Origin of the sequence: Aporhodopirellula sallentina SM41, assembly GCF_000346505.1 — a bacterium.
Classification (GTDB): Bacteria; Planctomycetota; Planctomycetia; order Pirellulales; family Pirellulaceae; genus Rhodopirellula; species Rhodopirellula sallentina.
Genome location: NZ_ANOH01000446.1, coordinates 1 through 22,162, shown reverse-complemented (window position 1 = coordinate 22,162; position 22,162 = coordinate 1). Strand labels below are relative to the sequence as shown.

Below are 22,162 nucleotides of genomic sequence, written 5' to 3'. Positions count from 1 at the left end.
ATTCTGGCCAATTCGGCTACAGGGCGATGGACACGATTTACTTTCAAATGCGCTAAGTTCTCTGTAGGCCAAGAGTTCCTCGCGAGCAATCGGCGTGTGATCGAATAGATCACGGGGGATTACGCAGCAAGTAAGGGATTACCCCTAATCGCCATATTTTGTCATACATGCTCAAAACACGTGGTGTAGTGTTCCGCATACCGGGCAATGGGGCACGGTATGCACGAGCTTGGTTTGGGGCAAATCATGATTGGGGCATTCCACCTTCCGCTGCGCAGCGAACGCATACGTGTTCGCCGCACAGCGGAAGGAAATACCGACAACGCGGCGTCACGACCGTCCGATAGGGACGTTCATGCGGCGCGGATCGATTGGGTGTTTTGTCTGATCACTATCGTTCAGTTGGTTTCGATTTCGGCCGCGGCAACTGCGTTCTGTCCGTCGAGGCTCAACAGCGACATCGACAAGCCTGGCGTTCACGTTTGGTCGATCGCAGCGATCGGTAGCTTGCTGTGCATCGCACCCACTTTGCTCGCGGCGCAGTACGCGGGCAGACGCATCGTTCGCCATGCATTCGCGGTCGCTCAGGTCGTTTGGTCTGGCGTCATTATCTATCTGTGCGGCGGCGTTGCTGTTTCGCACCTCTGCATCATCATCTCGCTACTTATGCTGACGTTGTACCGCGACTATCGCGTACTGCTGACGGCGTCGTTGCTTGCGTCGGCGGATTACGTCTTCCGAAGCATGTTGTTTCCGCACACGTTGTATGGCGATCGAATTGTAATCGAGTACCAATGGCTCGAGCATCTCAATTGGTTGTTGATCACCACCGGTTTCCTTTCCGTTATTTGTTACCGTCGAGATCGATTCGCAAAACGTGTTCGTGCTGGTGCTATGGCAACGAACGCTGAAACGCGTCCTGATCCAACGGCGGCATCCAATCTCGCGGTCGAACAGGATCGACTTAACGCGGCGCTACAGGCGATGGTGACCGATTTAGCCGACACGCTGTCGGCGAGCGACGATGCGCTCGAGGCAATCAACGCGCTACTCGAACGGATCGCTATCTCGGTGAACTTGCTACACGAACGGTCTCGGTCGAGCCGCGTGAACAGTCTCACGAACTTGGCGAACACCGTCTATGACCGAAAGAACGATATCGCTGACTATCTCACCAAAGACAGTCGAGGGAAGCACTTCCCGAGTATGTTTAAAGACCTCGCGTCCAAGCTTGGGACCGAACACAGTGACCATCAACGCGAACTCGAAGCGATTCAAGAAGCCGTCGAGCACCTCAAGCGATTGGTCGAGCAGTCGGTCGCGTCGCGGGAGGAAACGCTGTCATGCTGATGTCGCCATCCGATCCGATTAAGCTGCGATCAAACGGTTATCGCAGTAGCGAGTCCGTTCGCGAGAGAGTCAAGCGGCGTGCCGTGAATGCTCTCCGTCGGCGTGGCATGGCGTGGGGAATCTTGGCGTTATCACTCGTACTTACCGCGGTCATTTGGCATCAAACGGATCGGCACATCGAACGGCGAAATCAAGAGCGATTCGCGTATCGAATTGCCGAGATTGAAACCAGCATCGAGGAACGAATGCTCGAGTACGAGCAAGTTCTTCGTGACGGATCTGCGTTTTGGCATGCGAGCCAACATGTGTCGCGACAGGAGTGGCATGACTATGTCGAGACCGGACAAATACACGAACATTTTCCTGGCATTCAGGCGTTTGCATTCGCAAAGGTGATTGCACCAAATGAATTGCAAACTCACATCGATTCGGTGCGAGCGGAGGGCTTTTCGGAATACCGTGTCTATCCGCAATCCGATCGGGATTTCTATACTTCGATCATCTATATCGAACCTTTCGATTGGCGCAACCAACGCGCGTTCGGATACGACATGTATTCCGAACCGGTACGACGGGAGGCCATGCAGCGTGCGGCTCGAACGGGGCGTGCGACGATCTCGGGAAAGATCACGCTGTTGCAGGAAACCGAAGAAGACGTTCAGGCCGGTGTGTTGTGTTATCTGCCCGTGTATGAAAAGGGGACAGAAGTCGCTACACCGGGGCAACGTGAAGAATCATTGAAGGGTTGGGTGTACGCAGCGTTCCGTATTGATGACCTGATGCGGGGAATTGTGGGTAGCGACGTCAGCGATATTTCGTTCCGCATCTGGGACGCGGTGATGGATTCGAATCCGCAAAGGATCTACAGCAGCGGATCGGACGGTGGTGATCGATTCGCAGAATCTGACAAAGGTTACTGTCACCGAAGCGCGTTGACGGTATCCGGGCGAGATTGGATCGTTGACTTCGCAACGACTCCGAGTTTCTTCGACGTTGACGATAATAATATTCGAGCCATCGTGGTGATCTGCGGATTGGTGATTGACCTGCTGTTGTTTTTGTTCGTTTTGAGTATTGGCAATCAACGCGAATCCGCGGTCGAGTTGGCACGGAAGATGACGGTCGACTTGAAGGAGAGTGAGGCCCGAACGCGATCGATTTTGGAGAACGCATCGGACGCCATTCTATCTGTGAACGCCGACGGCGTGGTCTCGGTTGCCAACGACGCGGCGCAATGGATGTTTCTGCCTAAGTTGGCCAAACGCGGTGAAGCGGATCTGGTCGACGTCCAGTTTGGTGATCTGATCTCGGGCTTGAGTTTCGCTGACATGATCGATGTCAGCAGAGCGTATCAGAGTCTCGAACACAGAAACGATGACGGTATCGCCGTGCGTTGTCGCCGCGATGACGGGACTCAGTTCCCTTGTCGAATGTCGATCGGCCCGTTCGACGGTGGCGAAGGGTATATCGTGATTGCACGTGATGAAACAGCGCGGATTGCCTTCGCAAAAGAACTCGCCGAGACCAACCGCCAACTCGTCAAGGCATCTCACAAGGCGGGAATGGCGGAGGTCGCGACCAGCGTCCTGCATGACGTCGGCAATTCGTTAACCGGCGTAAGCACTTCGTCGAACTTGATTGCCGCCATGCTCGAGGATAGTGCCGTATCGACGTTGTCGCGAGCCATCGACGTGATGAACGAACATCGCGACGATCTCAGTGACTACTTGCAAAACGACAAGCAGGGTAAACGGCTTCCTGATTTCCTCACGCAGATCGCGTCGACGTTGGATCGCGAGAAGCAACGGTTGGAGGAAGAGAATCGACATCTCGGTGATCACGTCGGGCATATCGATCGGATCATTCGTGCGCAGCAAGACCAGGCAAGTTCGTCGATTGTGCTGACGCGAGAGTTTGCGGCGGAGCTGATGGAGCAGGCGGCGTTGGTCAATCTCGGCCGACACAGCGAATTCGAGATTGCTATTGAGCGAGATTTGGATTCGTCTGCAACGATCGTCACCGACCGGAACAAAGTGCTGCAAATCCTGATTAACTTTGTAGCCAACGCACAAGACGCTGTCCGCGAGATTGACGACGTGCCAAGGCAGGTTCACTTGTCGACACGGATTCGTGGTGACTACGTCGAGTTCGCGGTGACTGACAACGGTCCCGGAATCGCGAAAGATGTTTTGCCGAAACTGAAGCAGTTCGGCTTCACCACCAAAAATGACGGGCATGGTTTCGGTTTGCACTCGTGCGACCTGACCGCAAAGGCACTTCAGGGGCGACTCGAGATCGAAAACAACGAGTCCGGTCGTGGGGCGTGTTTCCGGTTGGTACTGCCGCTCGTGCTGAGTCGTGAGATCGAGTTTGAAAAAGTGTGTGCGATTCAGTTGGAAGAGGATGCCGACAGTCCTTTCGATGATGCACATGCCTCGGAAAATTTGGCGGAGATGTGATGACAGGTTTCAAAGAATCTCTTCGTGCGAAACGCATTCTCAATGCGAACGTCCTGCTTCTCACCGTATGGACAATAGGAGTATGCGCTGAACAGGTGCGTGGTGGAGACACCGACGAGATCGTGTTTGGGATGTCGACGGCGTTAACCGGCCCGACTGCCGAGTTGGGGCTCAATATGAAGTTGGGAGTCGACGTTGCCTTTGCGGAAGCGAATCATCTCGGCAGAATCGATGGGCGGCGACTTCGGTTAGTCGTTCTGGATGATGGATACGAACCCAAACAAACCGTGATCAACATGCGACGGCTGATCGATCAAGAGAAGGTGCTCGGGATCATTGGCAACGTGGGAACACCAACCGCGATCGCGGCCGTGCCCATTTCAAATCGATGTCAGGTGCCTTTCTTGTGCGCATTCACGGGCGCTGGGGTGCTGCGGCGTGATCCACCTGATCGATATGTTTTCAACTATCGTGCCAGCTATGCGGAAGAAACATCCGCGATGGTCGATGCGGTGGTGAACCACGCCGGAATTCACCCGAGCGAAATCGCGTTTTTTTCCCAGCGAGATGCCTTTGGTGATTCAGGTTTTAGCGGTGGCGTCGACGCGATTCGCCAACACGGATATTCAGATATCCACACCATCGCGCACGGTCGCTATCGCCGAAATACGACATCGGTTGAGAACGCCCTCGCTGAGATCTTGTTTCACAAGGTGCCGCCGAAGGCAATCATTATGGTGGCAGCGTACGCGCCGGCGGCAAAGTTCATTCGTTTGGCGAGGCAGTACGGTTACCGAGGGTTGTTTCTCAGTGTCTCCTTTGTCGGTGCGAAGCCCTTGGCTCGTTCTCTCGGCCAAAACGGTGAGGGGGTGATCGTCACGCAGGTCGTTCCACATCCGAGCACCGACTGTGAATTGACGAGACGCTATCGGAATGCGATGAGGCGGTTTGCCGCTGATGCCAACGAAGCGGTGCAGCCGAGCTTTGGATCTTTGGAAGGCTACATCGCTGGACGCGTTGTATTGGTGGCGCTGCAGTCGCCATTGTATGAGGGTGGTCGAGATGAGTTGGTAAACACGTTGGAGGCTCTCGAAGATTTCTCAATCGGGCTCCCTAACACTCTGAGTTTCACTCACTACCGCCATCAAGCGAGCCACCAAGTTTGGGCAACGGTCATCCGAGACAACAACGTCGTGCCGATGAATTGGTCCGAGTTGCCTGTGTTGCTGCAAAATGCAGGCGAGCTAGCGTCGTCAGACGATCTCGCGGAGACGATGCCTTCGGGCGATCAATCCGGCGCAGATTCCCTCGGCCCGAACAGTGTCATGGAGGGAATCGATCGTGAATGATTCAAAAAACGTTCGATCGTTTTCGCTATCTCGCAATCGAATCGGTCTGGTTTGGGGACTGACGGCGGTGGGGCTCAGTACGGTTTTGCTGTTGCTGATCGCCTCGTGTTGGTCGCTGGTAAGTATTCGGCAAGACCGTGTTGCCAGCGATGCGTTGCGTACAACCGTGTCGAAGATTGCGAGCGAAGCCGACCAGTTGGTCGAGGAGTTCGTGCGACAGTCAGCTGCCGTATTGCGCGGGCAACGCTTACCGACCGACGCGACGTCGCGGCCGATTCGCGAAAACGAGATGGCCCACCTGCTGCACAAGTCCAATCAAACTGATCCGCGAATCGCCAACATCGTGGAACAAGTCGACGTTTCCATCAACCAGCTTCGGACGCTCAATGTGCGATGCGCCGAGTTGGCCCTAGAGCGTAGTGCTATTCATCAATATCGCGAATCTTGCATTGCCGAAACCAATGCAGCGCTCGATGAGTTGCAGATCGCGTTGGTGGCATCCGAACAAACTCGCATGTTGGAAGTCGCTGCTCAAGTGCACCGATTCCGCCAACTCAGCGGAGAGCCAGCCAAGGTGTTGGCCAATGACATCTTGCGTTCGTGGACGCCGCTCACGATTCGATCCGAAGAGGCGCAGGAGATCGATGAATTGCGACTGTTGCGACACCAACTGATATCGGCGGTCAATCCTGATACGTTGATCGACATTCGTGACAATCAGATTCGACCGCGGTTTGCACGATTGCGTCGAATTCTCGATCGCTCATATTCCAACGACGGCAACGATGCGGACCTTCGGGTGAGTTTGACTCGATTGGAAACCGCGTTCTTTGGCGAAGGGTTCGAAGACAGCGACGACGGTCGATGGTTTGAATGCGGCGAAGGCGGTTTGTACCGACGATGCTGTGAATGGCTGCAGTGCGATAGCGAGCGAGAAGGTTTGCGTGATGAGCACGCCAACGCGCTCCACCAATACGCAACGACGAAAACCAAACTGCTCGACCGGTTGTCGGCTCTCACGAGTCAGTCGGCGATCAATGCGACCGGCCTCGTTGCGCTAGGGTTCAAGTCAATTTTCGCGGTGGGGCTCATCTCGATCACGGTGTTCTTGGTCTTGGCGAAAAAAGTGGATCGCACGTTGGCGTCACAGTTCAGTGCTTTGTCCGAGCAGTCCATTGAGCTAGCCAAAGCGAAAGCGAAGGCGGAGAAGCTGTCTTTGATCGCGAAGTATACCGACGATGCGGTTGTCATCACCGGACCGGACACACGGATCGAATGGGTCAACGAAGGATTCACGCGGTTGACCGGTTACACACTTGCTGAGGTCGCGGGACTCATCCCAGGTCACTTCCTGCAAGGCCCCGATACGGATCGGGAAACCGTCGAGAAAATGCGTTATGCGGTGCGTGATGAACGCGGTTTTGATGTCGAAATTTTGAACTATCGGAAGGATGGCGTTGGCATTTGGTTGGATCTTCAGGTGCGACCAATTTATGGGCGTGACGGAGAACTGACCAACTTCATCGCCATTCAGTCGGACATCACCGAGCGAAAAAATGCGGACGCCAAGCTGACCGCTGCCAATCGTGACCTCGTCGCGCAAAAGCAAACGCTCGATACGGTCATTGAGAGTGTTTCGTCCGGCATCGTCTCAATCGACGCCAACGGAAAATTGCTCAGCTACAACCAGGCGGCGGAACAGATCCTCGGCGTAGGGTGCGATTCGCTCAAGAGCGATTCGGGAGGGGCGTCATCACTCATCTTCCTAGATCCGATCACGATGCATCCGGTTCAACGTTCGGGGTTGCCGATTGCGCGAGCTCTCAAAGGCGAACATGTTCGCAACGAGGAGTATCGAATTCGATATTGCGGACAAGACACGATTGTTTCGATCACCGGCACGCCGTTTTCGATTCAAGGCGACGCCGGAGCAGTGCTATCGTTCATTGACATCACCGAACGCTGGGAGCGTGATTTGAGTCTGCGTCGACTCCGTCAGGGGCTCGATTCAGGATCGGACACGATGATCATCTTTGATAGCTTCGGAACGGTGATCGATCTCAACCGTGCGTGCTGTGAAGCCCTCGGATACAAACGTAGCGAACTGCTCGGGGCGTCGATCGTGGACCTCGATCCGCTCGTCAGCCAGAAGCCATGGAATGAATACTGGACCGAACTGCGTGAGGCCAAGTCGTTCACCAACGAAAGCACCATGACTCGCCGTGACGGGACGTCGTTTCCGATCGAAGCATCAACAAACTACGGCAGTTTCTGTGGTTCCGAGTACGCGTGCCGGATCGCGCGAGACATCAGCGACCGAAAACGTGCCGAGCGAGAACGAGAAGTTCTCGCCAGCGAACTCCAAGACGCTGCACGCCAAGCAGGGATGGCGGAACTCGCGGGCGACGTCTTGCATAACGTCGGTAACGCGCTGAACAGCATCAACGTGTCCACGCAGGCGATCCGTGATCGGATCGAGTCGCCAACGGTCTTGCATTTGGCCAAGGCGTCCGCGGTGATTCGTGAGAATGAACATGAACTCGGCGAGTACTTCACGCGTGACCAACGAGGCAAACGCTTCCCCGCATTTTTGAGTGAACTTTCTGCGTCGGCAACGCGAGACCGCGAGGCCCAGTTGGACGAGATTCGCGAGCTGATGAACAAGGTCGAGCATATCAAGGAAATCGTCGCGAGCCAGAAAACGTTCACTCAACATCGATCGCCCAAGGAACCTGTCGCACCGTCAGCGTTGCTCGATGAAGCGGTGAAGATGAACTTGCCTTCGCTACGCCGACACGGTGTCCAGATCGAGCATGACTATGACTCCATGCCTGATTGTCTGTTGGAAAAGCACTGCGTGATTCAGGTGTTGGTGAATTTGATCAAGAACGCCAAAGAGTCGGTTGTCATCGCGGAGGTTCCCAATCCATGCATTCGTCTTTCGATCCGGCGCGTCAGTGATCACGTTGTCTTCTCCGTCGAAGACAACGGCATCGGTATCGCGGAAGAAAGCTTGATTGAGATCTTCCGGCATGGATTCACCACGAAGGCGACCGGGCATGGATTCGGTCTGCATTCATCGGCAAACGTCGCGCAAGAACTCGGGGGCTCGCTCACTGCAGAGAGTCGAGGCCCGCGCCACGGTGCGACGTTCGCGCTAAGCGTGCCGGCATTGGAGATCGCCCCGTGCATGTCATGAGCCAAATTTCCCGCGGCCCCGACGGGACTCGGCAGTTCGCTGCCTCAAACATCGTTCGCGTTGATCTGCCTAGGTAACGCAAGCACTGAAACCCATCTTCGTTGTGAAAACGTTTCGCAGGAATAGTTTGATATGAAATCAGAAACGGACAAGCCGAGAATTCTCATCATCGATGACAACCCATCGATCCATGAGGACTTTCGCAAGATTCTTACTGTCGACCGTGAAACGCAGAGCCTCGCGGACGCTGCCAACGCGTTCTTTGGCGATGACGAGGGTGGCAGCAATGACATCGAAGGCGGACCGCCTTTGGAAGTGGAACTCGATTCAGCATACCAAGGACAGGAAGGGTATCAAAAAGTTCTGTCCGCGATGATGGAAGGGCGTCCCTATACGTTGGCGTTTTGCGATATTCGTATGCCTCCCGGATGGGATGGGTTGACGACGATCGAACACCTTTGGCAGGCAGACCCCAACCTGCAGGTCGTGATCTGCAGCGCGTATTCGGATAACACGTGGGCAGACATTTCGCGGCGGCTCGGTCGTTCGGACCGGTTGTTGATCCTGAAGAAGCCTTTCGACAACGCCGAAGTGATGCAGCTCGCGGTCGCGTTGATTGAAAAACGCCGGTTGATCAATGCCGCGTCGGTGAAGCAGGTTGAACTCGAAGCGATGGTTCAGGAGCGAACGCAACAACTCGAACAACGCGATCAAGCGTTGAGGCAAAAGCAGAAACTCGAGTCGATCGGATCGCTCGCCGGTGGTGTTGCCCACGAGTTCAACAATCTGTTGCAAGCGATCGGTGGCTACACGTCCTTCGCAATGGAGGAGATTGACCCTGAAGGACAGGCGTACAACGACCTAACGCATGTGGTTGAAGCGACGTCGCGAGCGTCTGAGATTACCGGACAACTGTTGAGTTTCAGTCGTAAGCAAACACCCAAAAGACGCTTTGTGTTGCTCAAGAGGTTCTTGATTCGGCGATGATGCTGGTGAAGCCATTGCTGTCGTCATCGATCGAACTGGATATTTACTCGGACGACGATGAAAGCACGGTTTTCGTGGACGAGAATCTCGTCTCGCAGGCGTTGATGAACCTTTGCATCAACGCGCGAGACGCGATGAACGACTCCGGGAAGTTGTCCATTCGGCTTGCCTCGAAGACGGTGGAGATTGACGAACTGCAGTCGTGCAGAGACGTGTGCGAGTTGCAGCCGGGCAACTACGTTGTCATTTCGGTCGAAGACGAAGGTTGCGGCATGTCGGACGACGTTGCCGATCGTGTTTTTGAGCCGTTTTACTCGACCAAAGAGGTTGGTCACGGAACGGGGCTCGGTCTATCGATGGTCTTCGGCGCCGCGGAAGAACATGGTGGTTGTGTTCGCGTGAAGAGCAAACTCGGCGAAGGCTCCACCTTTGAACTGTATCTGCCGGTCGCATCGAACGAGGTCGAGAGTGACGAAGGTGTCGACGAGGTCGAGGACGCGCCGATCACCGGAGGAGACGAAACGGTGCTAGTCGCCGAAGATGACGCGAGCGTCCGTGACATCACGATTCGATCGCTCGAAAGTGCCGGCTACAACGTCGTCGCTGCAGTCGACGGTCAGGACGCGATCACAAAGATCGATCAAAACCTCAACGCCATCCAGTTCGCACTGATCGACGTTGTGATGCCGTATAAAAACGGCCGCGAGGTTGCGGAACACTTGGCAAAGGTACGCCCTGACATGCAGGTGTTGTTCTGCAGCGGATACGACGTGCAGTCAAACACGTCGACGTGGGAGAAGACGTCGCCAAAGTTGCAGGTTCTATCGAAACCGATCGATCCTTCGTCGTTGTTAAGAACGATTCGTGAAATGTTGGATTCCAACACGGGTCAATTGATCGCGTAAGCGTTCCGTTTTGACTCTCCATATTGTTGTCTGTTTTCTTTTGTTTCTGCTAATAAACCATGTCTGATTCTGCCGTTACCGCACTCGTTGTTGATGATGAGCCATTGGTTCGGAACCTGACCATTCGCGCGTTGACGCGAGAGGGGTTCTGTTGTGATTCCGCCGCCGACGGCAAAGAAGCCGCGAAACTCGCGCAATCGGGGGGATACGATGTGGTCGTTACCGACCTTCGAATGCCGAACCAAAACGGTCATGCTCTCGCGGTAGAGCTGATGGAATTGGCGAGCCCGCCCGCGGTCGTTGTTTTGACCGGGGTTACCGAACCACGTTTGGCGAAAGATCTCATCAGCCGTGGAATCGATGATATTGTCTATAAGCCGATCGACTATTCGGTTCTGAGCATGAAGGTTCGGGCGATCGCGGATCGAAGGGCCCGCGAAAGGTCGCTCGCGAAGGAACCTGCGTCGCAACCAGATGCGACTTCCGCGACACCGGCGAGCGACGCGGGAGTCAACGGGGCAAACGACATTGCAAACGACGGGGGGGCCGAATCTCCAATCACGCAGCAGGATGTTGCGGACGATTTTAAATCGGGCAAAGTGGTCGTGCCGGTTTGCGACACGTCGCTGAACGTCTATCGGATGAGCGGTTCGGATGAAGTCGACACGAAAGCCTTGGCGGAATCGATTGCGAAGAATGACGACCTGACGCAGGAGATCATCGGCATGGCAAAGAGCCCGTTCTACAACGAGAGCGGTGTGCCGATCGCTGATCTTCCACGTGCGGTGGTGCAATTGGGTCAGAAGCGGGTCGGCCGTTTGGCACTCGCCGCGACCGCTCAGGCGGCGTTGCTCAGTGACCAACCTTCCCCGCTCAACCTTGGACTGATTTGGGCGCGAGGCGTCGCCGCCGGGTTGGCGATTGAACTGATGATCGAACAAGGCGGGCACGAAAAGATTGCCGATGGGTTGGTGTTGTGCGCCGCGATGCAAGATGCGTCTCGAGTCGCCTTGGCGAGGCTCTATCCCGACCGATACAAAGAACTGATCGACGAATGTCTCGAAACGAATCAATCGTTGAGGGATCGCGAGCGGGCGGTGTTCGGAATGGATGCGAGAGAAATTCATTCATTGTCGATGGACGCGTTTGGCATCAACCGAGCGGAAATCGACGTTCTCGTTCACTTGCATGACTCCGATGAGGAGTTGGCTCAATTGCCTGAGTTCATGCAAACACGTGTGAAGTTGGTGCGTTTGGCGGGGATCGTGGCTCAGGCCGTGATCGGTATTTGGGAACCGTGGGACGATATCCGTCTGCCGAGTCGTGGTGCCGCCGATGAGTTGGAGCTTTGGTCGATCGACTCGATCATCGAACAAACTCGAGAGAACAGTGATGGGATCAACTTCTCGCCGACGGTTGAGAGCCAATTGCCGGTGAAGGCCAACGCGACCGGGGTGTTGAGCTACTGCGCGAGTGTGTCGGATTCGTTCGACTTCCTGGAAGCGATCGTGCGATCACTGCGTGCCGATATGGAACGTTGCTTCAATCCGATGAGCGCGAAAGGTGACGTCCTGGTGAACTTCCTCGGCGTGCGAAGCCCTGAGGCGGAAAAGATGGTCAAGGCCGCGACGGACGCCAACGTGGTCGTCGCCATCGAAAGCGTTGACGCGAAGTTCTATCAATCGCTTCCGCAAACGATCGCTCTACCGATGAGCTACGGTGCGATCCACGCAACGATCGGTTGATCCGGCGCAGGTCGATCCGCTACTCGGCGAGATTGGGAGCGAATCGTTCGGCTCAGTCGCATTGCAACTGGCGAAACTCAGCGATGACGTCTTCCTTGGAGAAGAATTTTGGCTGGTCGTGCGACTCGATGCTCTTGGTCATCTGGACGATCTTGGAATTGCGAGGAGCGTCGGTACCGCTTTCTTTGGCCAATCGAACCATCTCGCCGTTGACATAGTCGATCTCGGTCGGTCGTCGCCGCATGAGATCCTGGTAGACGGAAAACACGATGCCGGGCAGGCTTAGTGGTCCCCGCAACGTTGCGCTGGCGAGCGTGTTGGCGGTCGGGAGATTGAGGGCTCGGAGGAAGTTACGAAAGCGATAGACGTCCGACATGCCACTCACCCGCTCGAGCAAGATTCCGGCGGACTGCAGCACATGCAGTCCTTCGGTCAGAAGTGGCAGAGCGACCTCGTTTCGCCACGTTCGGGTCATGATCCCGTCACGCAGCAGGTCCGTCGACGACACGACCGACGCATACCCCATCGTGTTGAACAGCAGTTTGTTGTACTGAATGCCGAGGATGGATTCGGAAACTTCGATCGGTAGTCCCGAGGCCGCGAGGGTCCGATGTGCCAAGTCAACGGTCGTGGTGGCGACCTGCTTACTCGTCGGACCGATGACGCTGATTCCGCCTCGGTTGCACTGAACGACGCCGGGTTCGATCAACGCCATGTTCGTGGATGTCATGCCGGCGACGACGCGGTCGGGATGGAGATGCCGCGTGAGCAAGTGTTGGTTGATCCCATTTTGGAGGGAAACGACAACAGCGTCTCCTATCGCCTGAGCGTATTGTTTCGCGACCTGGTCGGTGTCTTGAGTTTTTACCGTGAAGATCACGACGTCCGAATCGACGACCGCATCGGGGGAGGACGCCGCGATGATCGGCACGAGACGGTGTCCCCATTTTCCTCGCAGTTCGACCGCGCGACGGTCTTGCATCACGCGTAGATGTTTGCCCCTCGCGATCAGGACAACTTCCGTTGACGGGTGGTGGTGTTTGATCAGCCCACCGAACATGGCGCCGATGGCGCCCGCGCCGATCACGCTGATTTTCTTTGGAAACATTGAGGTCGTTGGCAAAGAGATGAAAGCGGTGTGTGGCGATTCGATTGGAAGGTGCGTCGCAGATTCGAGCGAGATGGCTCAGGCTCGACGCCGTTTCGAAACTAGGCAAGATGAGCATGTTAGTGTGAGAGCGATTTTTCAAAAAGGGTGTCATTTTCGCTGTGCTGTTGGGGGGGAGGGGCCCTCTCGCGTAGGTGTTGGCGGTGTATGTGAACGGGGAGCAATCTGTGTTTGGATGGAAAGATGATGTGTGCTTGCGTGGAAATGAGGCCGGGCTAGAGTGTTTGAGAAACAGGCGGAGGCGTAGCCTGTCATTGTCGCTTGTCATGATCTTTCGTCATTGCCGCTAGTGGTGCGTCACGACCAAGAATGAGGGTTCAAGGGCGTAGCGAGAGTCGCCAAGACTTTTGGTGATTCACGAGCACTCCCGAAAGTCTTGGCGGGCTTTTGATTTATTCGTTTAACGGCAATACCGTTCAATTTTCGTTTAACCCGTGCCCGAAGGGTAGGTTGTGTTCCGTCAAGCGTCGCCTACGGCTACCGGTTAAACGAAAACAGGTTGACTCTTGATTAAATCGACAAACCGTTGGCGAGTTTCGTTTCCCTAAAACTAGGTGTTGACGCACCACTAGGCAGCGAAGGACTCCGGTGTTGGAGTTGTGATTGCATCGCCAACGCGGCGCTTGATTGAGCGGCCGCGTCGCCTGAAAGTCGAACCAGCCCTTTCCCAACGGAGTTGCAGTGCGAATTTTGCTTTCGGAAGGATCGAGCAGTTCGGCGCGGCAAGTGATCTATGGTCTCGCGAAACCGTACCGTTTGGATTTGATGGATCCGTCGCCATGGTGTCAGTGTCGGTTTTCGACTCGGGTGCGGCGGCGAATCGAGTGCCCGCCGATTTCCGAGGACCCGTACGGCTACGCACGCAGCACACTCGAGGCGATCGCGAAGTACAAGTACGACGTCTTGTTCCCGACGCACGAGCAGGTCTATCTCTTCTCTAAGTTTCGCGAGTATTTCCGGCGACATGTCGGCTTGGCTGTGCCGGCGTTCGATGCGATTGAACGTGTGCAGAGCAAAGCGAACTTTGTCGCGTTGATGAATGAAATCGGATTGCCGGTTCCCGAAAGCCGTATCGCGAAAACTCGGGAAGAGATTGGTCAGCAGCCTCTGTTCCCGTGCTATATCAAGCTTGCTCACAGTACCGCGAGTCTCGGTGTGGAGAAGGTCACCAACCGAGAGGAGTTGAGCGGGGCGATTGATCGTTTCGAATCCGCGGGGGCGTGGAAGTCCGGTGAGCCGGTTGTGCTGCAGAGTCCCGGCATCGGCATCCAGTCAGCGGCGACCGGGGTTTTCCAAGAAGGCCGCCTGGTCGGTTTCGCGTGTTCGGAAATCCTGAGGACCGGGATTGGTGGTGGGCCGGCATTGCGGGTGAGCGCCTCTCACCCGGTCGTCCGTGAACACTTGGCGGTGCTCGGACGTGAACTCCATTGGCACGGACCGATTTCAATCGAGTACTTCTACGATACCGATCGCCATGCTCCGCAGTACATCGAGATCAATCCACGCATCGGTGAAACGCTGAACTTCGAAATCTCCGGTGTACCGGTTTGTGACGCCGTGGCTCGGATTGCGGCCGGAGAAAGGGTAGAGGATTTGCCCGAGGCACGTCCCGGCGTGGTGTCCCACAACGGGTTTATCGTGATGATCGCCGATGCGTACAACGGCGCGACTCGGCGAGATCTCATCAAGCGATTGTGGGATCAACTGCGTGGTCGCGGCGTGTTTGGTGGATACGACAGTGAACTGACGAGACCGCGTGAGGATCCTTTGAGTTTGGTTCCCGCCATCGCGGTCATCCTGAGGCTGCTCGTTGCTCCGCGTTCGGCGAAGGAATTGGCCTACAGCACCGTGGACAATTATTCTTTGCCCCATCGAGCAGCCACCATCATTGATGAGATGCACGCGGATGCGTTCGAGGGTTTGAGTTTCGGATGACGTGAACGCGAATCGTGTGCGAAAACGTTGAGCAAAGACCGTGCGTGAATGTTCTCGCTGGCCTGCCATTGGCGTCGTGGCGCGTGCGTGGGATGATCGCGGTGGTTTTCCCTTGCTGCCACGAACTTGTCAACATTTGCAGATACCAACCAGTATGAACCGTTTACCGCAACGTCGGCTTGGAGCATCGGAAGCATTCTTTGCGGGGGCGCAGAGTGTGTTTGGTGCGCTGACGGTGGGTGCGGCGTGTCGTTTGAATGGCACGCTGGATGCCGAGTTGCTCGCGGATTGCTATCGCGAGATCTATGCCAGTGATCCGCACATGTCTGGTGAAATCCGATCGCCCGGTGGGAAGCGTCCGATCTACGTTGCGACGTTGAATCGGGACGCCGATGTTCCGATTGAATCGCGGCGAGATGACCAGCATTGGAAGGACGCTCTGCGGCAACAGATGAACACACCGTTTCTTCAGGATGAGTCGAGCGATGGTGAGCAAGTTTGTCGCGAGCTTTGTCGCTTCCAAATTCTTCGCGGCGACACCCACCACGAGCTTATCTTTGGTGTCCACCATGCCTCATTGGATGGTCGGCGGCTTCTTGTTCTCGTCGAAACTTTGTTGGACCTTTACCGACGCCGGCAACTAGGCGAAACCGTTTTAATCGACCCGCAGGATTTCTCGCAAACGCTCGAGGAACGCTATGGAATCGTTCAGCGGTTACGGGCGACGGCGCGGTTGGTGACGGATGCGGTCGGTGATGCGTTTCAATCGATCGGAAAGAAGGAGTTGTTTCCCATTGGTGAGGTGCAGTCTGACTATGCGTCGTCGGTGGCGTTTCTCAGCCTCACTGCGGCGGAAACGTCGCGTTTGATCGGGAAGTGCAAACAAGAGCAAACGACTGTGAACGCTGCTTTGGCGTCGGCGGCAATGCGAGCGTACGTGAATATTACCGGTGCCAGTGACAACGTTTCTATGCAAACCACCATGGACAGCGTGGATCCCCCGGTGCAGAAGAATGGCAACCGTCCTGATGCAATGCCCGAGAGCCGGATGGGGACGTTTTCGTTCTCTCAGACAGAATGGTTCCGGCCCCGTGATCGAGACCTATGGGACCTAGCGAGAACGTATCGGGCGAGATTGCTCAAGCGTCATTCGACCAACACGGTTCCGCCGCTGGGATATCACTCCATCGCGATGGGCTACCTGCGGAGCAACACCCGGGACGGGAAGTTCGCGTCGGTGGCCGACGTGTGTTTGTCCAACCTCGGCCGGGCATCGATCGAAACCCAGTACAACGACTTGGTTGCCGAAGAACTCTTTTTCGCATCGTCGCAGCCTCGTTTGGGAGGCAACGTGGTGATCAATGCGGCAACGCTGCGGGATTCGTTGTCGATGACGTGCGTGACCCCGCCCCATGTACCCGCAGAGTTAGGCGGTCAGTTGCTGGGGGAAATTCACGCGGCTCTGGTTGGGTAGCGAGAGTCGGCGGACGAGTCGCGTCCGGAGTTTTTGAAACTTGACGTGTCTGGCTTTCGTAGCTGGATTCGCCAGAATTCAGTTTGTGGATTGTAGGCCGGACCAAGCGTAGCGACGTTCCGGCATTCACACGCTCGCCGGATGGGCCTCGCAATGCCTCCTTCATCCGGCCTACTTTGGGTCGTCAAGCGACTGGCCGTGTTTGGTCTTAGCAGCTGGGTTCGCCAGCATTCAGACTGCCGAAGTCTAGCGACATCGGCTACGTCATTCTCATTAACGCTCCAGCCGTCGCGTCTACTAACCGTCGACGCAGGTTTCGAGAAAGCGAGCGAGTCGGTGGAAGTCGCTGTTTTGCTCGATGAAGCGAACTTTGGTGACCAACGTTTGCGGGTCGACGAGTTCTTCGAAGGGGACGAAGTGCAGGTCGAATTGACCGGACGAGGACACCATCACGCCGTTAAGTTTTTCCTCAACGAGAGCACGGTAGGCACCGACGCCGAGCTGCGACCCGAGGATCACGTCATATGCGTGAGGGGGAGCACAGCGGGCTTCGTAACCGAGTTGCAGCCCGTTGACTTTGCGTGTCCGTCCGGTGCGTTCGGCGTAACGTTCGGCGAGCAAACGTGACATCAAGGCGGACAGGTTGATCAACGAGATGTTGATGTGCCCGTGATCGTCGCGGGTGATGCCTTCGAGGTATTTCGACGGCAGATACTCCGCCATCCCTTCGGCGATCACGATCGTGCCGTACGGTCGGCCTTCGCGTTCGCGGGCGAGCATCATGTCGACCATGCGGTCGATCACGCGTTCGAGAGCCATGACTTTACGGGTGGCGCCGGTTTCCGTGTTGACGACCTCTTCGTCCGCGAGGGCACCCGTGATGTCTTCAACGCTGAGCACCATGCTGGCTTCGCCAGCGATCGCGGCACCGTATGCCAACCATCCGGCGCTGCGTCCCATCGCTTCGCAGAGGAAGTAGGCACGGCCGGCGGCGGCGTCAAAGTTCAGGTTGCGGATTTCTTCGGCGAGCGTTTCGACGGCGGTGAAGAATCCGAACGTGAAGTCTATTCCCGAGTAGTCGTTGTCAATCGTTTTGGGAAGGTGAACGACGGGGAAACGTCGCGCGTCGCCAGGCAAATTGTCCTGGAACATCTTCAGTTTGTTGGCGGTCTTCAGCGTGTCATCACCACCGATCGAGATCAACGCGTCGACCTCGAGCGAGCACAAACCTTCATAAACTCTTCGCAACGGAGCGACGAGTTCGGCATCTTTCAGGTGTTCTGGGCTGCTGACGTGTTTGCCGGGGTTGGTCCGTGCCGTTCCGATCATGATCCCGCGGCTGCTGCGGGCGTTGATCAAATTATCATGGGTGAACCTAATGTAGTCTTCACCTTCGGTCAGCGGTCCGGCGGCGGTGTACTCGGCCAAGCGGCTGTAACCGTGTTTGATCCCGAATACTTGCGCGCCTTCTTCGAGAAACGAAAACGCTGCCGTGCTGATAACCGCGTTGGCAGCAGGAGCGGGACCGCCAGCGAACAGAATGGCAACGCGTTTAATATCGAGATTATGATGAGCCAGATCGGGCACGGCTTCACTTGAAGGTTGGAGGTTGATTGATAGTGTGATTTCTTCGCGTCTCAGATTCTAAGCATTTATGGACGCACGCCAAGATATCCGATTTGTTCCGTCACCGTGGGGGTCCGCCGATACGCGGTTTATAAATTTCGCAGATACTCGATGCTCTGCATGATCTCATGCGGCGCGGTCTCGGGGGCCATGCCTGAACGCCCGACAACGAACGGCCCGCGGTAGGGGATATCCTCGAGTTGTCCGAGCAGCGACGGGAAATCGGCGGTCCCTTGGCCGACCGGCACCGCGATGCCGCGACCGGCGGAAAGGTCGAGCACGCCGTCGACCGCGTTGACGATTCGAATCCGATCCTTCAGTGCGGCAACCGCATCGGGGACGCTGTGCCGGTTGATGATTAGTTGGCCCGGGTTGAGTGCGACTGCGATATAGGCTTCCGAACTCATGTCGATCAGGCGAGCGAGGTGCTCGCCCGGTTCGGTCCCGGTTTCGGCCGCGAAAAACGCTCCGGTTCGAGCCCCGAATCGCCCCAGGTCGTCGAGAACCTCTCGCAGGGTGTTCCAACGCGGGTCGACGGTTTCCGGTTCTGACGACGCGTCCGGCGGCGTTCCGGTGGCCCACGCCAGTGCTTCGCTGAGGCTGAGTCCCTCCGGCGGGAGCCCCCCGATGGCGAGACCCGATGCGGACGAACCCGATCCGGAACGACTCGAATCGTTTGACGCCGACGACGGAGGCCGCGGGACGGGGCCGATTTGATTGACCACGAGAGGGGCGCCGAGCCGGTAAGCGGCCCGCATCGCCGCCTTCGTCGCCTCGATTCGGCGGTCGAGATTTTCCAGATGATCGAACCCGTGACGCGTCGGAAACCGAATCGATGCGATCCGCAAATTCAGATCATCCAGAATTTTCCGCAAGGTTCGCACAGCCGTATCCGATAACTCAGATACGTTCAAAACCCTTCTTCCGCAAAGTTCGACGCTGGTCGCGCCCGAGGCTGCAACCCAACTTAAAACACGACGCAATGATGCCGCCGAAGGATTGACGTTTCCGAGCGAATCCAGCCGAACGGCGATTTTGATTTCAGCCAACTCTGTCGCCTCTTTTCGTTAAAACTACTGTCTCCCTCATCGTTTCCGTCTTCCCATGATCGCAGTTGCCGCAAAAGACCGTCGTCGGCGCGTCCGGGAGATCCCGGGCGGGCATGCGGTTTTGTCTCACTGGACGTCGGCGGGAACGGCGCGAGGGGTTGTTTGGGGGGTGGTGTTGCTATTCGTGGCGGCTCATGGAGACGCCTCTCCGGGCAACGGCGGGGCTGTGCACGCGCAGCCGCCGACAGCTTACGCGAGAGCCGACAAAGGCACCAGCGAGGCGAACATCGACCCGCGGTCGCAAAACACCTCGTCTCAAAACGACTCGTCCAAACGCACGCCCCGCGGAGTCGAACGTGGTCACTCGTCAGAAACCTCCGTGGCATCGGCCGGTGGGGTGATCGAGCACATCGGTCCGGCGGGATTGAAGACCTATCGTTGGGATTTCTCGCGTTCGGGCGACGCGGATTTCGATAAATGGCCAGATCTTTTCACACGCCATGTCGAAACCGGTTTTCCGGAATACGTTCGCATCCTGATCACGCCTCGCGAGAAAGAACTCGAGGCGAATGTGTTGGCGCTCGACACAGCGTTGCTGCTGCGATGGCCTCAAATTCGCCGGTCGCTGAAGTGGATTCCACAGTCGGAACGTTTGCCGCCGTTGCCACCATCGCTCGCGGACTTTCTCGTCGACCGTTGTTTGACCGTGCGGCTCGATGGCGGCCAGGCCCGCGTGGTCTCGCCCCCTTTGCCGACCAGCCGCCGGTACCAGTATCGTTTTAGCGTCGACGTCTTCACCCAGAACCTCGTCCACGATTCGGTGTACGCGCAGGTCATTTTCTATGACGGCGAAGGCAATGAACTCAAACGGGAAGCGACCCCGGCGATCACCAAGACGACTCGCTGGCGATCGCTGGTCATTGAGGCGTTGACTCCGCCGCGTGGTGCTCGCGAAATGAGGGTGGCGTTGAACGTGATGGGCGCCGCCGACGGGTTGCAAGACATTCGCGGCGTGGTGTCGTTCGACAACATCACGTTCCGCCAATTCCCGCAAATGAAGGTCACCACCGACCAACCGTTTGGTGTTTATCGCCGGGGCGAGCGAGTGACTGCGACGACCCAGTTGATGGGGTTGCCTAGCGAGCCGACTCGGGTGCGTTTGCGGTTGCTCGACCACGATGAAAACGAACTGAGGTCGGCGAGTCGTGAATTGGAAATCGTCGACTTTGAACAAGTCAGTGCACTGGAGGCGAGCGGACCCGTACCAGCGCTCGTGGATGAGCCGGTTTCTGGCGATGACGCCGGACTGGTCCAGTCAACCAATCCGGACGCGAGAGGAGCGGACCAAGATTCATTGTGGTTCGATTGGGCTCTCGAAAATTTGCCCCCCGGGTATTACATCATCGATGCCTCGATGGAAAATGAACGCGGGGCGTCGCTGTCGAACCGATCGACGTTTGTGGTGGTCGACCGTTTGACGGACGATCCTCGCGAGTGGGCACCGCCGTCACCCCGCGAGCAGGCTGACCAGTCGCGGCAGTCGGCGATGTCGGTATTCGCGAGCCAGCCGACTGAGATCGAACCGTTGCCTTTCGGATGGACGTTGCCGCAGGAATTGGTTCATCGGTATCACCGCAAGGAAGTGTCGGGAAAGATCGTCTCGCAGTGGCTTAGTAACGTCGGGGTGGGTTGGGCGAAGTTGCCGATTTGGTTTCCGCCGGGGGAAGCGACGACCGCGGACACGGCTGCAACGCTCGCGTCGCGGCTGCGTGATGTGGGCATCAATCCGGTCGGTCTGTTGGATCGTCCGCGCGCCGATCAGGTTGAACTGTATCGGGTGCGGGAACGAGGTGAGGCACGCGTCGCCGACTTTTTGAATGACCCCGTGATGTGGCGTCCGCAACTCGACGCGGTGATGAATCGGATGACGTTCCGCATCCGAATGTGGCAACTCGGCGACGAAACCGACAACAGCTTTCAAGAGTTGCCCGACCTGCGTGAGAAGATCGAAAGCATTGCGGACGGATTGCAGGGCTTCGGTCAGCCGTTGGAGATTGTCATCCCGTGGGCGTGGATGGATGACGTCCCAGAGATTGGCGGTGACTCGTGGAAAGGCGTGATTCGGCACCTCGATCAACCGCTGACGTCGGACGAACTCGATGCCATGTTGGATCTCGAGGAAGGTGGCTTTAACGGATCCGTAGGCCCGGCGTCCCGTAGCGGGACGACACAACGACAACTCACCGGTCTCGTTCGAGGCGGAGAGAACCCGATCGTCTCGTCGGCACCTGTGGCTCGTCGCAACCGCGGCGATACATGGTTGACGATCGATCCACTACCGGCGCAACGATACGACCGCGACTCGCGGATCACTGATCTCGTCCTGCGAATGGCGACCGTGCGGGGACACAAGGTCGAGGCGGCATTCGTACGGCGTCCGATGGCACCGGAGGCCACGTTAGTGAAGCCAGATTGGCATCCCGATGATCTATTGCTGCCGTGGCGAACGACGAGCCTTCTGCTCGGGAGGGCACGCAACATCGGTTCGCTGCAGATGCGTGGCGGTTCGCACAATATCGTCTTTCGCAGTTCGCACTCCTCGGTGATTTTGATTTGGAGCGATACCCCGCGAACCGAACGGCTGTTCCTTGGTGACAATGTCTACGAGGTCGACGTGTGGGGGCGACGTCGAGAACTGCAAAAAGCATTGTGGACGGACAAGTGATTCACCGCGTGGACGTTGGCCGGGTGCCGAAGTTTCTCGTCGGGATCGACCCGGCGCTGGCGGAGTTCCGAATGTCCGTCGACATCGACAAGAAGCGAATCGATGCCCTTTTGGGGCGCGAACAAACGGTCGGCGTTCGATATGAAAACCCGATCGGTCAATCCTTGATGGGAACGATTACGATCGCACCT

13 protein-coding genes are annotated in these 22,162 nt (G+C 56.7%); 10 read left to right on the top strand and 3 right to left on the bottom strand.

Annotated elements, in window-relative coordinates; translation table 11 throughout:
- The first annotated feature begins 246 nt into the window (after positions 1 to 246).
- The 7 genes from RSSM_RS29235 to RSSM_RS29205 all read left to right on the top strand — a co-directional run bounded on the left by RSSM_RS29235 (position 247) and on the right by RSSM_RS29205 (position 11,994).
- Entirely contained in the window at positions 247 to 1,350 is a 1,104-nt protein-coding gene (locus RSSM_RS29235) for a sensory transduction histidine kinase (protein ID WP_236621470.1), read from the top strand.
- Positions 1,344 to 3,809: a sensor histidine kinase gene (locus RSSM_RS29230; protein WP_236621469.1), complete on the top strand. Its 2,466-nt coding sequence runs from the start codon at positions 1,344 to 1,346 to the stop codon at positions 3,807 to 3,809. The genes RSSM_RS29235 and RSSM_RS29230 overlap by 7 nt, the downstream gene beginning before the upstream one ends.
- Entirely contained in the window at positions 3,809 to 5,158 is a 1,350-nt protein-coding gene (locus tag RSSM_RS29225) for an ABC transporter substrate-binding protein (RefSeq protein WP_008688366.1), read from the top strand. Before RSSM_RS29230 ends, RSSM_RS29225 begins: the two co-directional genes overlap by 1 nt.
- Complete coding sequence (locus RSSM_RS29220; RefSeq protein WP_008688364.1) at positions 5,151 to 8,357, top strand: PAS domain-containing protein; 3,207 nt, start codon at positions 5,151 to 5,153, stop codon at positions 8,355 to 8,357. Before RSSM_RS29225 ends, RSSM_RS29220 begins: the two co-directional genes overlap by 8 nt.
- A 132-nt stretch (positions 8,358 to 8,489) precedes the next feature.
- Positions 8,490 to 9,344, top strand: coding sequence for a response regulator (locus RSSM_RS29215; protein WP_008688362.1), 855 nt, complete (start codon positions 8,490 to 8,492; stop codon positions 9,342 to 9,344).
- Positions 9,345 to 9,349: 5 nt separating this feature from the next.
- Complete coding sequence (locus RSSM_RS29210; RefSeq protein WP_160168189.1) at positions 9,350 to 10,249, top strand: ATP-binding protein; 900 nt, start codon at positions 9,350 to 9,352, stop codon at positions 10,247 to 10,249.
- Between the two features lie 59 nt (positions 10,250 to 10,308).
- Positions 10,309 to 11,994, top strand: a complete 1,686-nt coding sequence (locus RSSM_RS29205; protein ID WP_008688359.1) for a response regulator — start codon at positions 10,309 to 10,311, stop codon at positions 11,992 to 11,994.
- A 52-nt stretch (positions 11,995 to 12,046) separates the two neighbouring features.
- On the opposite strand, the gene RSSM_RS29200 is transcribed toward RSSM_RS29205, so the two are convergent.
- Positions 12,047 to 13,102, bottom strand: a complete 1,056-nt coding sequence (locus tag RSSM_RS29200) for a ketopantoate reductase family protein (RefSeq protein ID WP_008688357.1) — start codon at positions 13,100 to 13,102, stop codon at positions 12,047 to 12,049.
- A gap of 741 nt (positions 13,103 to 13,843) precedes the next feature.
- Between RSSM_RS29200 and RSSM_RS29195 the strand changes: the two genes are divergently transcribed.
- The gene (locus tag RSSM_RS29195) at positions 13,844 to 15,097 is read left to right on the top strand and encodes an ATP-grasp domain-containing protein (RefSeq protein WP_008688355.1); all 1,254 of its coding nucleotides are present in this window, start codon (positions 13,844 to 13,846) and stop codon (positions 15,095 to 15,097) included.
- A 154-nt stretch (positions 15,098 to 15,251) separates the two neighbouring features.
- Positions 15,252 to 16,571 (top strand): tuba protein, encoded by a 1,320-nt coding sequence (locus RSSM_RS29190; RefSeq protein ID WP_008688352.1) that lies wholly within the window; start codon positions 15,252 to 15,254, stop codon positions 16,569 to 16,571.
- Positions 16,572 to 16,868: 297 nt separating this feature from the next.
- Here the strand turns inward: RSSM_RS29190 and RSSM_RS29185 are convergent, their stop codons facing one another.
- Both RSSM_RS29185 and RSSM_RS29180 read right to left on the bottom strand, forming a co-directional pair.
- A complete protein-coding gene (locus tag RSSM_RS29185; RefSeq protein WP_008688350.1) occupies positions 16,869 to 18,158 on the bottom strand; it encodes a 6-phosphofructokinase in 1,290 nt (429 codons plus the stop codon).
- Positions 18,159 to 18,286: 128 nt separating this feature from the next.
- Entirely contained in the window at positions 18,287 to 19,246 is a 960-nt protein-coding gene (locus RSSM_RS29180; RefSeq protein WP_008688348.1) for a sugar phosphate isomerase/epimerase family protein, read from the bottom strand.
- Between the two features lie 55 nt (positions 19,247 to 19,301).
- Between RSSM_RS29180 and RSSM_RS29175 the strand changes: the two genes are divergently transcribed.
- Entirely contained in the window at positions 19,302 to 21,971 is a 2,670-nt protein-coding gene (locus tag RSSM_RS29175; protein ID WP_008688347.1) for a hypothetical protein, read from the top strand.
- Positions 21,972 to 22,162: the final 191 nt, after the last annotated feature.

Coding starts and splice junctions, on each gene's coding strand:
- RSSM_RS29205 (WP_008688359.1), top strand. CDS start 10,309: ATGTCTGATTCTGCCGTTACCGCACTCGTTGTTGATGATGAGCCATTG.
- RSSM_RS29215 (WP_008688362.1), top strand. CDS start 8,490: ATGAAATCAGAAACGGACAAGCCGAGAATTCTCATCATCGATGACAAC.
- RSSM_RS29230 (WP_236621469.1), top strand. CDS start 1,344: ATGCTGATGTCGCCATCCGATCCGATTAAGCTGCGATCAAACGGTTAT.
- RSSM_RS29200 (WP_008688357.1), bottom strand. CDS start 13,102: ATGTTTCCAAAGAAAATCAGCGTGATCGGCGCGGGCGCCATCGGCGCC.
- RSSM_RS29225 (WP_008688366.1), top strand. CDS start 3,809: ATGACAGGTTTCAAAGAATCTCTTCGTGCGAAACGCATTCTCAATGCG.
- RSSM_RS29175 (WP_008688347.1), top strand. CDS start 19,302: ATGATCGCAGTTGCCGCAAAAGACCGTCGTCGGCGCGTCCGGGAGATC.
- RSSM_RS29190 (WP_008688352.1), top strand. CDS start 15,252: ATGAACCGTTTACCGCAACGTCGGCTTGGAGCATCGGAAGCATTCTTT.
- RSSM_RS29235 (WP_236621470.1), top strand. CDS start 247: ATGATTGGGGCATTCCACCTTCCGCTGCGCAGCGAACGCATACGTGTT.